At 64.9% G+C, this 16,855-nt stretch carries 13 protein-coding genes; all 13 read right to left on the reverse strand.

What is annotated here, in order from left to right; translation table 11 throughout:
* Positions 1 to 19: 19 nt before the first annotated feature.
* Positions 20 to 2,392 carry a xanthine dehydrogenase family protein molybdopterin-binding subunit gene (locus QQL28_RS01070; protein ID WP_284260222.1) on the reverse strand — a complete coding sequence of 791 codons (2,373 nt, stop codon included), beginning with the start codon at positions 2,390 to 2,392 and terminating at the stop codon, positions 20 to 22.
* A 15-nt stretch (positions 2,393 to 2,407) separates the two neighbouring features.
* Complete coding sequence (locus QQL28_RS01075; protein WP_284260223.1) at positions 2,408 to 2,866, reverse strand: (2Fe-2S)-binding protein; 459 nt, start codon at positions 2,864 to 2,866, stop codon at positions 2,408 to 2,410.
* A 16-nt stretch (positions 2,867 to 2,882) separates the two neighbouring features.
* Entirely contained in the window at positions 2,883 to 3,776 is an 894-nt protein-coding gene (locus QQL28_RS01080; RefSeq protein WP_284260224.1) for an FAD binding domain-containing protein, read from the reverse strand.
* The gene (locus tag QQL28_RS01085; protein WP_284260225.1) at positions 3,773 to 4,786 is read right to left on the reverse strand and encodes an ABC transporter permease; all 1,014 of its coding nucleotides are present in this window, start codon (positions 4,784 to 4,786) and stop codon (positions 3,773 to 3,775) included. Before QQL28_RS01085 ends, QQL28_RS01080 begins: the two co-directional genes overlap by 4 nt.
* Positions 4,779 to 5,795, reverse strand: a complete 1,017-nt coding sequence (locus QQL28_RS01090; protein WP_284260226.1) for an ABC transporter permease — start codon at positions 5,793 to 5,795, stop codon at positions 4,779 to 4,781. The genes QQL28_RS01085 and QQL28_RS01090 overlap by 8 nt, the downstream gene beginning before the upstream one ends.
* Positions 5,792 to 7,330 (reverse strand): sugar ABC transporter ATP-binding protein, encoded by a 1,539-nt coding sequence (locus tag QQL28_RS01095; RefSeq protein WP_284260227.1) that lies wholly within the window; start codon positions 7,328 to 7,330, stop codon positions 5,792 to 5,794. Before QQL28_RS01095 ends, QQL28_RS01090 begins: the two co-directional genes overlap by 4 nt.
* Before the next feature lie 71 nt (positions 7,331 to 7,401).
* Entirely contained in the window at positions 7,402 to 8,502 is a 1,101-nt protein-coding gene (gene torT, locus QQL28_RS01100) for a TMAO reductase system periplasmic protein TorT (protein WP_284260228.1), read from the reverse strand.
* Positions 8,503 to 8,606: 104 nt separating this feature from the next.
* Entirely contained in the window at positions 8,607 to 10,562 is a 1,956-nt protein-coding gene (locus tag QQL28_RS01105) for a hydantoinase B/oxoprolinase family protein (RefSeq protein ID WP_284260229.1), read from the reverse strand.
* Between the two features lie 3 nt (positions 10,563 to 10,565).
* The gene (locus QQL28_RS01110; protein WP_348522473.1) at positions 10,566 to 12,590 is read right to left on the reverse strand and encodes a hydantoinase/oxoprolinase family protein; all 2,025 of its coding nucleotides are present in this window, start codon (positions 12,588 to 12,590) and stop codon (positions 10,566 to 10,568) included.
* Positions 12,591 to 12,759: 169 nt separating this feature from the next.
* A complete protein-coding gene (locus QQL28_RS01115; RefSeq protein WP_284260231.1) occupies positions 12,760 to 13,719 on the reverse strand; it encodes an AraC-like ligand-binding domain-containing protein in 960 nt (319 codons plus the stop codon).
* Positions 13,720 to 13,824: 105 nt separating this feature from the next.
* A complete protein-coding gene (locus QQL28_RS01120; RefSeq protein WP_284260232.1) occupies positions 13,825 to 14,790 on the reverse strand; it encodes a LysR family transcriptional regulator in 966 nt (321 codons plus the stop codon).
* Between the two features lie 188 nt (positions 14,791 to 14,978).
* On the reverse strand, positions 14,979 to 15,956 hold the full coding sequence (locus tag QQL28_RS01125; protein WP_284260233.1) for a 5-oxoprolinase subunit C family protein: 978 nt from the start codon (positions 15,954 to 15,956) through the stop codon (positions 14,979 to 14,981).
* Entirely contained in the window at positions 15,946 to 16,821 is an 876-nt protein-coding gene (locus QQL28_RS01130) for a 5-oxoprolinase subunit B family protein (protein WP_284260234.1), read from the reverse strand. Before QQL28_RS01130 ends, QQL28_RS01125 begins: the two co-directional genes overlap by 11 nt.
* Between the last annotated feature and the right edge of the window lie 34 nt (positions 16,822 to 16,855).

The raw sequence follows: 16,855 nt of genomic DNA on the forward strand, positions 1-16,855 counted from the left end.
ATCCTCTTGCCATCGATTCCTATGCGTTGCCCCGCGGAGTTTTGTGAGGGCGCACGAGATTGTCCGACCATGTTTCGGCAATGTGAGGAAGAGTCAGATCGCGCTTCCGATCGAGCAGAAGTTCGAGGACGCGCGGCGGCGTCAGTGGCAGCTCTTGGATGCGCTTTCCCGTGGCATTTGCAACCGCGCATGCGACGGCCGCTCCGACATTCAGAATTGGCACCTCGCCGGCCCCCTTGGTGCCGAGCGGTCCCATCGAAGGCGCGCCCTCGTAAAGACTGATCTCGACCGGCACGACATCGAGCGCCAGCGGCACGCGATAAGTTTCGAAGCCGCTTTGGCAGACTCGACCGTTGCTGCCGATGGTTACTTCTTCGTGCAAGGCATAGCCCAGCCCTTGCACGACACCGCCCTGGATCTGGCCGTGGATCGCGCGCGGGTTCAGTGCGCGGCCGACGTCCTGAACCACACGATAGTTCAGTACCTCGACATGCCCGGTCTCCGGATCGACGGCGACCTCGCAGTCGTGGACGGCGAAGACGGGGATGTCGATCGCATCGATGAAATGGCCGGCGACGCATCCGGGCATCGCCGGCACGCCTGTGCCCGTGAAAGCGCCGGTCCCGGACACTGGGCCACTCTTTGCCTGGGCACAGGTCGCGACCTCCGCGATGGTGCGGCCCGAGCCCGGCGCGCCGGCGATCTCGATCCGCCCATGGCGCATGACGAGATCCTCGGGCGCCGCCTCGATCATTTCTGAAGCAACTTTCAGTAGTTTCGTGCGCACGTCCTGTGCCGCCGAGAGGCTCGCCGCACCAAGCGAGACGGTGGTGCGACCGCCGCCGACGCCGACATCGTAACCGGCGGCATCCGTATCGGCGGCGCGCACGGTAACGCTCTCGGGCGCAATGCCGAGCGTGCTCGCGACGATCTGCGGCAGGCTTTGCACCATCGAGCCGGATCCGATCTCGACGCCCGAGGTTACGAGCGTGGCCGTGCCATCGGCATTCATGTTTACGGTCGCCGCGGACGGTCCGACGAAGACGAACCAAGTGCCGACGGTTGTCGCGCGTCCATAGAGCCGGCCGTCGGTGCGCGCGGGTGGCGGAACAACGGCATCACGCAGCGTGTCCATCCGGTCGAGCATCGCTCGGAGCACGTCCGCTTCGAACACCTGGCCCGTGGCGCCAAGATCCTTGTCGCCGAGCACGTTGCGGCGGCGGAAAAGTAGCGGATCCATGCCGATCCTGGCGGCGATCTCGTCGGTATGCCGTTCCAGCGCGAAGGTATTGTAGACTCCGTTGCAGCAACGGAAGGCACCGTTTGGCGCGGTGTTCGTGTAGACCGCGCGCGAGACCAGGCGCACGCTGCCGAGTTTGTAATTGCCGCCGAGCGTGTGCGCAGTCATGGTGGTCAGGAAAATCTGCTCGCCGCCATAGGCGCCGCAGTCCATCAGCACGACCGCCTCGCGGCCGACGATCTCGCCCTCGCGCGTTACCGCCGAACGAATCCGGATCTCGGCATTTTCACGAAACAGGCATGTGAGCATCTCCTCCTCGCGCGAATTGACGAGCCGGACCGGCCGGCCGCTGGCGCGGGCGAGGAGGGCGGCGAAGGGTTCGATCGCGAGATCGAACTTGAGGCCGAAGCCACCGCCAACCGGCGGCACCGTGACGCGGACCTGCGATGCCGGTACACCCAGAACGCGCGCGGTGGCGTTGCGGATTCCCCAAGGGACCTGTGTCGATGTTTCGATGTGGAACCTCCCGTCCTCGTAACTCGCGACCACCGCGCGCGGTTCGAACGCGACGTGGTTCTGCCGACCGACGCGGAAGGAGCTTTCCACGATCTCGACGTCCGGCCGGGCAAAGGCGGCATCGACATCGCCGCGGACGACGGTCGCCTCCCAGGCGATGTTGCCTTCGCGTGCGCCGCCTTCAAACAAGACTTCGTAGTCGCGCCAGTTGGGGTGAACCAGGGGGGCATCGGGTACGAGCGCGTCCGCCATGGTCAGTACGGCCGGCAGGGACTCGATCTCCACGTCGATCGCCGCGAGCGCCGCCTGTGCTTGCGCCAATGTACCGGCCGCGATCGCGGCGAGCGGTTCGCCGTCATAGCGGATGACATCACGAGCGAAGAGCGGATGGTCGGCGATGCCGATCCCCATCATGCCGGGTGCGTCCGCGGCCGTCACGATTGCACGCACGCCGGGCATGCGGGCGGCTCTGGAGGTATCGAGACGGACGATCCGTCCCGATGGCACGCTGGCGCGCAGCACCGCGGCGTGCAGCATGCCCGGCAGATAGCGATCGACGGTATAGCGGGTGCGGCCGCGCAGCTTGTCAGCAGCGTCGCGCCGGCGGAGATCCATAGTCGCGGAAACGTCGGACATGTCAGCGTCTCCCGATTATTTCGTGGCCAATGCGAGCAGCGTCGCATCGATGATGCGTTCGTAGCCGGTACAGCGACAGATGTTACCGGTCAGCGCCGCACGAATGTCCTCGCGCGTGGCGTCGGGGCTGGCCGTCAGGAGATGCGTCAGGCTGACCACCATGCCGGGAAAGCACATGCCGCACTGAACGGCATCGCTGGCGTCGAGTGCTGCCTGGATGCGGTTCAACTGGCCGGGTGTCGCGAGGCCCTCGACCGTCTGGATCTCGCAACCATCGGCGAGCGCGGCCGGCGTCAGGCAGGAGGGCGTGGGCTTGCCGTCGATGAGCACCATGCAGGCGCCGCAAAAGCCCTCGCGACAGACTGGCTTTGCGCCGGTCAGATGAAGTTCCTCACGGAGGATATCGACGAGCGGGGCGGCAGGATCGGCGGTGGAGGCGACGCGATCGCCGTTGACGGTCAGGCTGAGAGCCATGTGCATCCCCGATGGTCTAGGCGCCAAGCGCGGCAGCGGCCGCGCGGCGAACGAGGCTCGGCAACACGCTGACGCGATACCAGGCTGGCGCGTCAACGCCGTCGCGGCCGACGAATTCTTCCGCCAGTTCAGTTGCGGTCCGCGCCGCTCCCTCGGCGTCGAGCTGACGTCCGATCAGGGCGGCCTCGAGCCGCTCCCATCGCCGCGCAACCGGCTCGACAGAACCGACCGCAATCCGTGCAGCCTGCACCCGACCCGCCGCATCGACGCTGACCGAGAAGCTGACGATGGCAACCGGATAATCGCCGGCTTTGCGCAAGGGAAGGCGGGCATGAGCAGTCTTGCGTTCGCTGCGGGGCACGACGATTTGCGTGACAAGTCGGCCGGGCGCCAAGGTCGACCGAATCTGGAGAAAGTGCTCGAGCTTCATCCGTTCGCGGCCCTCCCGGCCTGCGACCTCGATCTCGGCATCGAGGCAGAGCAACGCCGGTACGCAATCGGCTGCGGCGAAGCCTGGCGTTGCAAGATTGCCGCCGATTGTCGCCATCGCGCGGATCGCCGGGTTCGCGGAACGACCGGCGGCCGCGGCAAGGACATTGAATTCGGGCAGATCGGCCAATGCAGCCGCGAGTGCCGCGTGCGTCACCACGGGTCCGATCTCGACCACGTCGGTCCCGATCCGGACCGCTCCGAGTTCGGCGATCCGGCCTATCGCAACATAGTGTTCTCTCAACGGTTCGTGCCGGATCGGTGATCTCATGATCCAGGTGCCGCCAGCAAAGACGGCGCCAGCCGAACCCCATTCGCTGAGTGCATCGAGCGCATTTGCAAGCGAATGCGCGACATGGATCGATGACGCCGCATTGTGCGCCGCGGCCGGGACGCGTTGCATGGGAGAGCCGGGGATCATTGGCTACGCTCCATTCGCAGGCGATCGAGCAGCACGCCGACGATGACGATCGCGCCCAGCACGACCATCTGGACGTATCCGTCGATGCGGGTGAGGTTCATGCCGTTGGACAGGATCGTGATGAACAACGCACCAAGCACGGCGGTGCCGACACCGCCACGCCCGCCTGCCAGGCTCGTTCCGCCGACCACGGCGCCGGCGATCGCTTGCAGCGATAACGCACCGCCAAGGTTCGGCTCGCCCGATCCGGTGCGGGCCGTCATCATGATCGCGCCGAGCGCGGCAAGGGCCGAGCACAGCACATAGGTCGCGACCAGGATGCGTTTCACCGGCAGGCCGGCGACCGCGGCCGCGCGTGGATTGGTGCCGATGATATAGAGCGATCGCCCGAACACGGTGCGCGAGAGGACCAGGTGGAGCGCGATGCCGATGGCGACGGTGATTGCGATGGCCGCTGGCACGCCGAAGATGCTGCCGCCATAGAATATTTGCGAGAAGAGCTTCGGCACGCCTTGCACGGGCCGGCCGGAGGAGAGCGTGGTCGCAATCCCGATCGCGATGTTGTAGCTGCCGAGGGTCGCGACGAAGGGATTGACGCCGAGCAGCGCAATGACCACGCCGTTGAAGAGACCGCAGGCGATGCCGAGGCCGAAGCCGGCGCCGAGCCCGGCGAACAGCACCAAGCTGGTGTCGTGACCCGTCGCCGTGGCACCGGCCATGGCGAGCGCGGTGCCGACGCTCACCATCGATACCGTTGGCCCCAGCGCGAGGTCGAAGCCGCGCGTCAGGATGACCACGGTCTGGGCCATCGCGAACAGAGCGAGGTAACTGGTCTGCTGGGCAATATTGAGCAGGTTGGCTGGCGAGAGCACGCCATGGTCGAACGCGGCGAAGCCGAGCAACAACGCCACCAGCGCAGCCGGCAGTACCGCATTCCAAAGCCAGCGGCCTAACAGCGGTTTGGCGCGATCCGTGTCCCCGGCCATGACGGACAATTCGAGGTCAGACACGGGCGTTCCTCCGTCGGCTGAGTTCGTCCAGCGCCACGGCCGCCACCATGATCACGCCGAGGAAGACCGGCTGTAGCCGCGAGTCGACGTGCAGAAGGTTGAGTGCATTGCCAAGGATGGTCAGGAACAACGCGCTGATGGCGACGATCTCGACCCGGCCGACGCCACCACGCAAGCTCACCCCGCCGATGACGGCCGCCGCAATCGATTGCAGCATCATTCGATCGCCGCCAAAGCTTGCCTGGCCGGAGCCGACCTGCGCGGTGAGCAGAATACCGACCAGCGCCGCTAGCACGCTCGAGACGACGTAAGTACCCACGATGTGGCGCTGGATCGACACGCCCGACACCACCGCCGCGTCGACATTTCCGCCGATCGCGTAGACGTAGCGGCCGAACAGCGTGCGTCGCTGTGCGAACACCATCACGAGGATCACGATCAGCGCGACATGGACGGCGGTCGGCAGGCCGAACGCCTGCGCGCGCCCAAAGCCCTTCACGAAGATGTCGGGCATGCCGTAAACGGGGATTCCGTTCGTGATCATGAGGCCGACGCCTGCGGTCGCCGACATCGTGCCCAGGGTCACCACGAAGCCGGAGACCTTGAGTTTTGCCACGCAAAATCCGTTGACGAGCCCGACCACGATCCCGCAGCCGAGACCGGCTGCGACGCCGCTTGCAATGATGAGGGCGGTGTTCCCGGGAAACGCGGCAGCGGTGGTCGCCATTGTCTTGGCGGTCACGACACTCGCGAGGGCGACGACGGCACCGACCGACAGATCGAAACCGCCTGCGACGATCACGAGCGCCTGGCCGCTGGCGACGATGGCCAGCAGGGAGGCGTTACGCAGGATATTGAGGATGTTGATGATGCCGTAGAACTGGGGATCGACCGCTGACATGCCGGCCACGAGCAGCACCAAAAGAGCCGGCAGAAGGCCGATGCGGCCGGCGATCGATCGGAGACCGATCGAGTTCTGCGGCCCCGCGGTGATCAGCGCCGTGCTCATGCAACCTCCGCCGTGAGATGGTCGCGGAAGAAGCTCGAAAGCACGTTCTGCTCTGTTTTCTCGGCGCCTGTCAGTTCGGCGGCGATACGGCCGTGATGCATGACATAGAGCCGGTTCGACAGCGCCAGCACCTCCGGCAATTCCGACGACACCACGATGACGGCGGCGCCAGCCTCGACCAGCCGTTTCATGAACTCGTAGACTTCGAGCTTGGCGCCGACGTCGATGCCGACGCTGGGCTCGTCGAACAGGAACACGGTCAACTCACGCGTCAGCGCGCGCCCCAGCATCACTTTCTGGCGGTTACCACCGGACAGGGCGCCGGCGGCGCGTTCGATATTCGGCGGCCTGAGCTGCAACTGCGCCATGATGTCGGCAATCCTTGCGCGCTCCGCGGCCTGCCGCAGCACGCCGAAGCGGGCGAAGGCAGGCAGGTCGAGCACCGTCATCGAGGCGTTCTCGCGGATCGGCCGGGACAGCGCGAGCCCTTCGGCGATCCGGTTGGCGGGGAAATAGGCAATGCCGCGCTTTAGGCTGCGTCGCGGGGCCGGAAACTCATAAGGCGCGCCGTCGATCCGGATCACGCCAGACGTCGCCGGCTCGATGCCATAGATGGCGCGGATCAGCTCCGACTTGCCGCAGCCGACGAGGCCGGCGATGCCGGTGATCTCGCCGGTCCGGGCATAGAGGTTCACATCGCGAACGCTGCCGTCGGCAAGCGTCAGGTTTTCGACGTCGACCATCACCTTGTCCGGCTTGTGCGCGATGGTCGGAAACAGCAGATCGATCTTGCGGCCGGTCATCAACTCCACCAGCTCGCCGTCGGTCGATGTCGCAGCATCGAGCGTGCGGATGTGGCGGCCGTCGCGGAGCACGGTCACGCGGTCGGCCAGCGCGCGGATCTCGCGCATGCGGTGCGACACGTAGATCAGCCCGACATTCTGGCTCTTGAGCCGGGCGATCAGCTCGAATAGCCGTCCGGTCTCGCGCTCGGTGAGCGAAGCGGTCGGCTCGTCGAGGATCAGCAGGCGCACCTTGCCGAGCAGCGCCTTGGCGATCTCGGCCATCTGTTGATGCGCGCGGGAGAGGTCATCGACCCGCCGTGAGGGATCGAGGTCGAAGCCGAGCTCGTCGATGAGCGCCTGCGCGCGCTTGCGCATCTGGCGGGCACGCAGGACGCCGCTGCTCGTGATCTCCCGGCCGAGAAACAGGTTCTCTTCCACGGTGAGGCTTGGAACGAGCGAAAATTCCTGAAAAACCGGGCTGATGCCGATCGCGCGCGCCCGTTGCGGCGTGAGATGACTGATCTCCTCACCGTCGAAATGGAACGTGCCTTCGTCGGGCGGAAACGTCCCCGAGACCACGTTGATCAGGGTCGATTTGCCGGCGCCGTTCTCGCCGAACAGGACGTGCAACTCGCCGGCACGGACATCGAGATCGACCCGGTTAAGCGCGCGGACGCCCGTGAAATGCTTCGAGATACCTCGCAATTGAAGCAGAGGCTTGTCCGGCCTCGGGTCGACGTCGACATCCATCTGCTGCTCCGCAGGCCGTTGGGACGAGAGGCAGGAGATGTATCTCCTGCCTCAAGAGTTATCCGCTAGGTTTACTTGGCCTTGACCGAGTAGACCGGGGTCCAGCTTGCCGGCGCCAGCACGAGGTCCATCTGCAGTTTCGGCACTGTGGTCTTGTCGATCACCGCGGCCACCGGTTGGACTAGGCTCATCACCGGCTTCTTCTCGATGAGACGCACCGCCTGGTCGATTGCGATCGCACCTTCGCCGACCGGATATTGGGTTGCGAAAGCGAGAATGTCGCCCCGGTTCAGCGCGTCGAGCATGGCCTGGTTTTCGTAGGACGACACGATCTTCAGGTCGCTTCGGCCGGCCTCGGCGACGGCGCCGATCGCGGCCTCAGCCGTTGGCGCGGTGCCCCAGATCACGTTCATGCTGGGATTGGCCTGCAACGCGTCCTGGATGAGCTGGAGCTGCACCGCGACACCGGAGTCGCCGAATTTCTCGGCCAGTATCTTGGCGTTTGCGTTCTTGGCGACGGCTTTCTTGAAGCCTTCGTTGAACGACTCCGCCCAGCCCGAGCCGGCCGGTCCGGGGAACGTCACGATGTTGAGCTTGTCGCCGGGCTTGGTCTGAGCCAGCAGGCCTTCGCCGGTGACCTCACCCATGGCGACGAAGTCGACATAGTTGGCAGCGGGCAGGGCGTTGGGTGGCAGCGGATTGGTGACGCCGACGACCGGAACGCCCTTGACCTTGGCCTCTTCGAACTTCTTGCTCAGTCCGGCGCCCGAGATGGCTCCGACGATGATGGCATCGGGACCGCTCGCCATGCAGTCATCGAATTGCGAGAGCTGCTTGGGCAGGTTCTCGTAACCGCCGGCTTCGTAAAGGTTCATGTTGACGTTCATCGCCTCCGCTTGCTTCACGATGCCGTAGGCGACGGCGACCCAAAAACTGTCCTTCATATGGGGAAAGAGGACGCAGAGTTTGTAGGGCTTCTCGGCCTTCGGCAGCGGCGTGTACTCGGCAGGCTTGGGCGTACCCGATGACGCGTCGTAAACCTTCATCGGGAACCAGGACGTGTCGGCCGCGGCCGGTGTCATCGCCGTGGTGGCAAGTGCGAGAGCAGCCAGGCCGAGAGCGGAGCGGATCGGCCGAAACCGGTTGGGAGAAAGACGTGTCGTGCTCGTCATAGCGCAATCCTCAGGGTTCGAATGAAAGATAAGGACCGACGGCTTCGGATCCTCTTTTGTGCACGCGCCACGTCGCCCGTGGGCGGCGCGGTTGCCGATGGAGATCAGGTCCACATCGCGACCGAGCGTCGCTCGAATACGTCGCGGAACTGGCGTGTGGATTCGGGAAGCAACGCTCCGGTGCCCCAGTCGAGGATCACGGCGTGCTTGCGGATCACGTCGAATGCGTTGATCGCGCCGCTGCGATAGCGCTCCGCCACGACTTCCGGGTCCAGCCGGACGTTGGCGACGCGCTCGGCCCGGATCTTGGCGCGCAGGGCGTCGGTCGCGACCTTGTCGACCTCGTAGCTGCAAAGCTCCGCGTCGATCGTGTGGACGACGACGCCATAATCTTTGGCCGCGCGTTCGACCGAGACGTAGTCGTCCTTGATATCCTCGATCACGAGGTTCGGGTCGCGTTCGAGCGGATCGCCGAACCCGCCGCCGCCGGCGGTCGGGCGTGAGAAGACATCGCCTTCGCCGATCGGGACGTCCGAGAAGATCGAGCCGAGCCGCTCCTCGGCCTTGCTGCCCGCGCGCTTCAAAGTCAGGCCGTGCGGCATGGAGGGCAGGCCGCCCTCGATGCCCCACACCACGGCGCGCTCGCGGTCGCAGATGTAGGAGATGACGGTCTTCTCGGCCTGGAGCATGCGCGACGTCTTCACCACGCCGGCGCCACCGCGCCATTTGCCGGGACCGGGGGAGTCCTTCAGGATCTCGCATTCGGTGGTCAGGATCGGATTGGCGCGCTCCTGGCCTTCGACCGGTTGCGACATCAGCCCGGTGCCGAAGCAGGCCGTGGTGACATTGCTGCCGTCCTTGCCGTTGCGGCCGCCCCAGCCGCCCGGGAGCCAGTCGTAGAACATGAAGATCGGCTTGTCCGAGCTGCGTGCATCGAGTCCGCCGGTGAGCAGATATTCGAGATTGAAGGCGCAGGCGAGGGCCCGTTCCGGCATCAGCTTCGACCACATCTCGTAGATCGAGTTCATGACCTTCTCGAACGGCATCAGGAAGCCGGTGACCGCGATCGGCCATTTGGCATCGACGATCGAGCCCTCGGGCGCGATGATCTCGAAGCAGCGATAGAAGCCGGAGTTCAGCGGCAGGTCGGGGAAGAACGTCTTCATGCCGGCCGCAACGGCCGAGAATGTCGAGCCGAACGCCGAGTTGTAGATCGAGCCGATGGTCGGATGGCTGCCGGTGAAATCGTAGATGGCCCGGTCGCCCTTGATTGTCATCTTGATGCGGATCGGGATCATTCCTTCGCCGCCGGCCGGATCGCGGTCGATGAAGTCGACCGTCTCCCATTCACCGTCGGGCAGCGCCGCGATACGCTGGCGCGCCGAGCGCTCGACATAATCCTGCACGGCGGCAAGCCCGGTCTCGACAGTGTCGCGGCCGTATTTGTTGACGAGGCGCAGGATCTCGCGCCCGCAGACCGCTGTTGCCTCCGCCTGGGCCTGGATGTCGCCGATGATCGAGGCCGGGTCGCGCGTGTTGGAGGCGATGAGATGTGCGACATCCTTCTTGAGGCCTTTCTTGTCGAACAGGCGGATCGGCGTGATGCGCAGTCCCTCGCGGAACATTTCGCGTGCGGCGACGTCGAACGAGCCGGGCACGCTGCCGCCGACATCCGACCAGTGACCATTGGACTGGCTGAAGGCGATGATCTTGCCGTCCGCGAAGATCGGGCGGATCAAGCGGACGTCGGAAAAGTGCGTGCCACCGGCATAGGGATCGTTGATGGCGAAGACGTCGCCCTCATGCATGTCGCCATCGAAATGGCGCATCACGTCCTGGCAGGTAAAGTGCAGCGTGCCGACGTGGACCGCGATGTCCTGATTGCCTTGGGCCGCACATTCGCCCTTGGCATCGTGCAGCGCGCTCGAGAAGTCACGGTTGTAGATGACGAAGGAGTAGCACGTCCGCAGCACCTGCTCGCCCATCTGGTCGACGCTGGTGATGAAGGAGTTCTTGAGAACCTCGAAGGTCACGGGGTCGAGCGGGAGATCTCCGGCCATGGTTCACTCCTTCACGCGGATGATGATGTTGAGATATTTGTCGACCTCGGCGCTGGCGCCGGGCGGCACGACGGTGGTCGCATCGACCTGCTCGATGATCGCGGGGCCCTGGAAGGAGAAGCCGCAGGGGAGGTCGTCGCGCTCGTAGACGGGTGTGTCGAGCCCGTTGCCGTCGAACCAGACCCTGCGGCGGCCGACCGGCTCAGGGATCACGCCGGTCGGTTGGTGAACGGCAAATTCGGCCTTGGGGACGATGCCGACCGCCTTCAGATTGAGGCGGAAGAAGCTGACCGGCGCGCTATCGCGACGGAAATTGTACTCGCGCTGATGCTCGGCGTGGAAGCTCTGCACGAGTTCGGCGATCGCACCGATCGGGCGCGGTGCGTTGACGGCGAGCGAGCGCCACTGGCCGCGGTACATCATGTCAATCGAGCGCTGGAGCACGATGTCCTTCTGGGCGACGCCCTCATGGGTCAGTCGCGCGAGAGCGTCCTTCTCCAACGCCGCGAACTGCGCCTCGATGTCGGCGGCGTTGGCGTCGGCCGCGTCAACCATGCAGCTCTGCGAGAAATCGTGCTGCATGTCGACCAGCAGGCAGCCGAGCGCCGAGGTCACGCCGGGGTTGGGCGGCACGATCACGACGGGGATCGCGAGCTCGCGCGCGACGTCGACCCCATGCAGGGCACCCGCGCCGCCAAAGGCCACCAGCGCGAAGTCGCGTGGGTCGTAGCCGCGGCTGATCGAGATCAACCGCACCGCATCCGACATGTTGGCATTGGCCACCTTGACGATCGCGTCCGCGGCCTCGTGCAGGCCGAGGCCGAACGGCTTTGCAACGCCGTCCTCGACGGCCCGTTCGGCCAGCGCGGGGTCGAGCTTTACCTTGCCGCCGGCGAGGTTGGTGCCGAGCCGGCCCAGCGTGACGTTGGCATCCGTGTTGGTCGGCTGGGTGTTGCCGTTGCCGTAGCAGGCCGGTCCGGGATAGGCGCCCGCCGATTGCGGACCGTTGCGCAAGGAGCCCGCCGGATCGGTCCAGGCCAGCGACCCGCCGCCGGCGCCGATGGTGAGCACCTCGATCGAGGCAAAGCGGATCGGATAGCCGAACTCGATATGCCAGTCCTTGGTGATGCGCGACTGCCCCTCATAGGCCAGCGACACGTCGGTCGAGGTGCCGCCCATGTCGAGGCCGATCGAATTGGGAAAGCCGCAGAGGCCGGCGACGTAGCGGCTGGCGATGGCACCGGCAGCAATGCCGGAGCCGGCGAGGCGCGCGGCAAAATCCTTCACGCTGGCCGGCGTCATCACGCCGCCGCCGGTGTGAAGCAGAAGGAGATCGCGGGAGTAGCCTTCGTGAGCGAGGCGATCGCCGAGCCGGCTCGTATAGTTCACGACGACCGGACTCACGACGGCATTGGCAACCGTCGTCGAAAACCGCTCGTGCTCGAATATTTCAGGAAGCACCTGTGAGGAGATCGAGACCGGGATGTCGGGCATCTCCGCGAGCAGGATGTCGCGCATCGCGCGCTCGTTGGCGCCATTGAGATAGGCGTTCATGAAGCACACCGCGACCGCGGCCACACCCCGGCGCTTGAGGATGCGCGCGACGTTGCGCGCGGCCTCGACGTCGAGCGGTTCGATCACCTTGCCACCGGCATCGACCCGTTCGGGCACGGTCAGGCGGTCGCGTCGCGGAACATACGGCTTGACGACGTCCTTGTAGGTGTCCCAGAGATCTTCCTTGTTGGCGCGACGGATCTCGATGACGTCGCGAAAGCCTTTGGTCGTCACCACGGCGGTGCGGGGCAGGCGGCGCGTGATCAGCGCGTTGGTGGCGACCGTGGTGCCGTGCGAGAACAAGGCGACCTTGGACAGATCGATTCCCGCCTTGGACACGCCGCCCATGATGCCTTCGATGGGATCGCGCGTGGATGATGTCTTCTCGATCCGGATGAGGCCGGTCGTCTCATCCATGATGCAGATGTCGGTAAAGGTGCCGCCGACATCGACGGCCACACGAAGGTTCTGCACCATGCGTCTTCCTTTCGAACAAGCGTTTCGCCGATCATAGGCAGATCGGCGGCTTGCCTTCTTGACGCTGAGCGCAGGAAGATTTGTGCGAGAGAGCGATGGGCGTGCGTGCCCGGACCGCCGGCGGATTGCCTAAGAAACGGTCATTCGGACCTCAGTTGACGTTATTTCAGGAGGTGGAGGCGCGCGATGTCGCTCGCGCCTCGCTCGGTGTACGACCGAACCGGCCGCGATAGTTGCGGCTGAACTGTGCCTGGTCGGCAAAGCCCCATTGATAGGCAATCTCCGAAATGCTCTTGCGGCAATTGGGATCGCGCAGCAGGGCATCGCACATCGAAAGGCGCTGGTTGCGGATATAGGCGCAGACGGTCATGCCCTCTCCCTCGAAAATCTGGTGCAGATATCGAAGCGAGATGCCGCAGCCGTCGGCGATCATCTGGGGCGTGAGCCGCATGTCCTCGAGGCGACTGCGGATGAAATGTTCGCAGCGATGCAAATGGCCGTTGCGCACGGACGAGGAGTGTCCGGTCAGCACGCGGTCGTCGGACTCGATGGCCATCGCCAGGAGCTCGATGAGATGCTTGCCCATCATCGCGCGTGCCGTCTCGTCCATCTCGCCGATGCGTTCGCCGGCCAGCCGTAGCGTGTCGACGAATAGCGCGCCGACGCTGCGGCTGGCATCGAATTGCAGCGTGGCGAGACGTTCGGGGCGCGTGATGCGGGCGCGCAGAACGCCGCTCGGGATTTTCAGCACCCATAGCGCCGCCGGATCATGGTGGCTGAATTCGTAAGGCAGATGGCTACGCTCGATCACGAAGGCGCCAGGCCGGCAGCGCACATCCTTGCCGTCCTGCTCGAAGCGGATCTCGGCGAGCTCGGGCACGGTGATCAGGAAGGATTCTTCCCGCTCATTCTGGAGATGCCGCTCATGACGCTTGTAAAGCAGGCCGTTCGCAATGTTTCGGGATACGGAGACGGGCCCCATGGACCAGGCCCCGAGGCTGGCGTTGAAGTCGCTACGGCTCGGAAAACGCAGGTCCAGCGAGAAATAAGTCCTGGAGACGACGTCCTGCCAGTACTGACGGCGGGCTTGCAATGGGATGTCGGTGGTCGCGTAGGTGACTTGCATGTCTCACTCCCCGCCGCCGGCTGTGTCTCCGGTCGTCGTGTCCCCGCGCAAGTGTGGCGAGGGCAGCCGGACGGCGTCAAGCCGAATAAAACGGAAACAGATATCTTAGATTTCGATCGCCTCCTCGGCCCGATGCCGATGGTCGAGGCTGACCGGGGGCCTGGCCGGACCGACGCCGGCAACCGCAAAGCGCATGAAATCGAGGAATGCCCTGGCGGCTTCCGACAGTTTGGTGTCGCGCCGCCAGGCGAGGCCTACGTCCATGCTGGGAACCTCATCCTCGATGACGCGGGTCTCGATCCGCTGCCCTTCCAGCGACCAGGGCCGGTAGACCAGATCGGACAGAATGGCGATGCCCATGCCGCCTGCAACCATGGAGCGCACCGCTTCGACCGAGGAGGTGCGGAAGACGGTTTTCGGTTCGAGCGCCGCATGGGTCCAATAGCGCATCGAGGTGTGCTTGGCCTCGTCGACGGTGAGCATGACGTAAGGATAGGTCGCGATCTCCGCCAGGTGGACCCGCTCCGCGCGGGTCAGTGGGTGCTCAGGTGCAAGCCACAGACGGCGCGGCGAGCGCAGCAAGGTCTCGCTGACGAGCATGGCATTGTCGCGCAGGTTGGAGACCAGCATCACCGCGAGATCGAGCGCGCCGTCGACGAGCGCACGCTCGAGCACGTCGCGCGGGGCCTCGAACAGCTCGATGGTGATGCCGGGAAAGCTCGCCTGGAAACGCATCTGGTGACGCGGCAGGAAATAGCCGGACACCGTGTAGGTCACGCCGATGCGCACCGTCCCGAACAGCGGCCCCGCGGACATATGCGTGCTCCGCACCGCTTCGGCGACCGCAGCAAGAATCTGGCGGCCCTGGGACAGGAAGCGACTGCCTTCCATGGTCACGATCACGCCGTTCGGCGTGCGCTCCAGGAGGCGCGCGCAAACGGTCGCTTCGAGCTGCTGGATCGCCGCAGTCACGGCCGATTGCGAGACGTTGAGGTCCATGGCTGCCTGGCTGATGCGTCCGGTCTCGGCAGCGGCGACGAAATAGCGGATCTGTTTCAGAGAAACGGACATCGCGGTTGTTCCGATGTTTGCATAGCTCATGTCTGGTGTTTCTCAGCCCCAGCGTGTCCTGTGCAACTCTCGTGCCGAACGAGGAGGCCTGGCAGGACGGCCGTCAGGGCAAATGTGGGGCACAAACACACCTGTTCGCCCCGACCGGTACCGGTCGGGCGCTGACAGATCATGCGGACCTCCGGCGATTACGCCAGGGCTGTCCGGAGTTTGCCCAGCAACTCCGCCCGGTTCTTGCGGGCTGCAAGCGCCTGATCCATGCCGACCTTGACGAACTTCACCGGCGTGTTGGGCTGAAGCTGGCCGATCAAATCCATGTCCGCGGCGATGACGGTGCCGACCATGAAATATCCACCGCCCGAGACTGCATCGCGATGCAGCACGATCGGCTCGGTGCCGCCGGGCACCTGGATCGAGCCGTAGGGATAGCAGGCATCGGTGATGTTGGACGGATCGGAGCCGGCGCCGAACGGCGGCTCGCGTGGAACGAATTCGAGCGATTTGCCGCCCTTGAAACGGTAGCCGATGCGATCCGCTTCAGGGGCAACCTTCCAGGTGTCGGAGAAGAAGGCGTTGCCGGCAGCCTCGGTGATGCGGTGCCAGTAAAGCCCCGGCATGGCACGCAGCTCTGTCGGCATGCCGGCCGGCTGGCCGCGCAGGTCCTTCGCGGCCGTGCGGCCATCTTTCACGGCCGCTGCGGCCTTGCCGACCGGCAACTCGTCGCCGGCTTCGAGCTTTCGGCCCTTGAAGCCGCCGAGCGCGCCGAGCGCATAGGTCGAGCGCGAGCCGAGAACGACGGGAACGTCGATGCCGCCGGCGACCGCGATGTAGCCGCGCGCGCCCTGCTTGAGGAAATCGAACGAGAGGATCTGGCCACGCCTCACCTTGAAGCTGGTCCAGGTCTCGCGCGGTTCGCCATCGAGCTTCGGTGGTAACTCGGCGCCGGTGATCGCGACCGTGGCGTCCTCGGTGAATTCGAGTTCTGGCCCCATGAACACGGCTTCGAGCACGGCCGCACCTTCCGGGTTACCGACCAGCAGATTGGCGGCCGCGAGCGCGTGACGGTCCATGCCGCCGGAAAGCGGGATACCGATGTGATAGTAGCCGGGACGCCCGAGGTCCTGGACGGTGGTCGCAAGACCCGGCTTCAAAACCTTAATGGCCATGGAGGACTCCATCGAGCTTGCGGTTATAGGCGTCAATGTCGCGGTTGAAATCGGTCAGCGAGAACGAGACATCGCGAATGACAGGAGCAAAACGACCGGCATCGACGTCGGCGACCGCCGCGTCATAGGCTGCCCGGTCGATGGGCTTCCACTTCACGATGTCGCCCGGTCTGAACAGGCACATGAAGTCGCGCAGGTAGCTGATCTTCTGATTGGGATCGTAGATAGGCATCGGCGTGATGCCGAACATCTGGTAGCCGCCGGCACCGCGCACCGAATAGATGCAACTGAAGCATCCACCGTGCCCGACGGTGAGCTTTGGCGTGTCCGTGCGCGGCCGCAGATATTTCGGCGCCTGAAGCTGCCGCTTGCGCTCCACCATCTGGTAGAGGAAGGGCAGGCCTGCGACGAAGCCGACCATCGAGACGAACCATGGGGCGCTCGAATGCGCCTTGATGAAGGCATCGACGCTCTCGAGTCCGTTGATGCGCGCAGCGTATTCGAGATCGGTCCCGTTCGGATCCTGATGGCGCTCGCGGAAGCGCATCAGGGTCTCGTGCGTCCAGGGATCGTTGTAAAGCACGGGGATTTCGATGATCCGCGTCTTGATCACCGGCTCGGACTTCTCGGACCCCGTATCCAGCCGCTTGAGCTCGGTGAGGAGATCGTCGGGCTTGATCTGATCAGGATCGAACTTGATCTGGTAGGACGCATTCGCCGGGCAGATCTCGGTCACGCCCTTGATCTTGGCGTCGCGCACTGCGTTGGTGACGAAGAGGCTTTTGAAGAATGCCTCCAGCGACATCGCTTCGCCGACTTCGGCGAAGATGTGCTCATCGCCGCCGAAGGAAAATCGGGTTTGCATGACTAGCGGCCTCCTGTTGTTGACGGGGCGGGTT

The sequence above is a fragment of the Bradyrhizobium iriomotense genome (assembly GCF_030160715.1).
Taxonomy (GTDB): Bacteria; Pseudomonadota; Alphaproteobacteria; order Rhizobiales; family Xanthobacteraceae; genus Bradyrhizobium; species Bradyrhizobium iriomotense.

What these genes read in the sequence shown, in the direction of transcription:
- QQL28_RS01070 (WP_284260222.1), bottom strand. Translation starts at nt 2,392, where the DNA reads ATGTCCGACGTTTCCGCGACTATGGATCTCCGCCGGCGCGACGCTGCT.
- QQL28_RS01075 (WP_284260223.1), bottom strand. Translation starts at nt 2,866, where the DNA reads ATGGCTCTCAGCCTGACCGTCAACGGCGATCGCGTCGCCTCCACCGCC.
- QQL28_RS01080 (WP_284260224.1), bottom strand. Translation starts at nt 3,776, where the DNA reads ATGATCCCCGGCTCTCCCATGCAACGCGTCCCGGCCGCGGCGCACAAT.
- QQL28_RS01090 (WP_284260226.1), bottom strand. Translation starts at nt 5,795, where the DNA reads ATGAGCACGGCGCTGATCACCGCGGGGCCGCAGAACTCGATCGGTCTC.
- QQL28_RS01095 (WP_284260227.1), bottom strand. Translation starts at nt 7,330, where the DNA reads ATGGATGTCGACGTCGACCCGAGGCCGGACAAGCCTCTGCTTCAATTG.
- torT (WP_284260228.1), bottom strand. Translation starts at nt 8,502, where the DNA reads ATGACGAGCACGACACGTCTTTCTCCCAACCGGTTTCGGCCGATCCGC.
- QQL28_RS01105 (WP_284260229.1), bottom strand. Translation starts at nt 10,562, where the DNA reads ATGGCCGGAGATCTCCCGCTCGACCCCGTGACCTTCGAGGTTCTCAAG.
- QQL28_RS01115 (WP_284260231.1), bottom strand. Translation starts at nt 13,719, where the DNA reads ATGCAAGTCACCTACGCGACCACCGACATCCCATTGCAAGCCCGCCGT.
- QQL28_RS01120 (WP_284260232.1), bottom strand. Translation starts at nt 14,790, where the DNA reads ATGTCCGTTTCTCTGAAACAGATCCGCTATTTCGTCGCCGCTGCCGAG.
- QQL28_RS01125 (WP_284260233.1), bottom strand. Translation starts at nt 15,956, where the DNA reads ATGGCCATTAAGGTTTTGAAGCCGGGTCTTGCGACCACCGTCCAGGAC.
- QQL28_RS01130 (WP_284260234.1), bottom strand. Translation starts at nt 16,821, where the DNA reads ATGCAAACCCGATTTTCCTTCGGCGGCGATGAGCACATCTTCGCCGAA.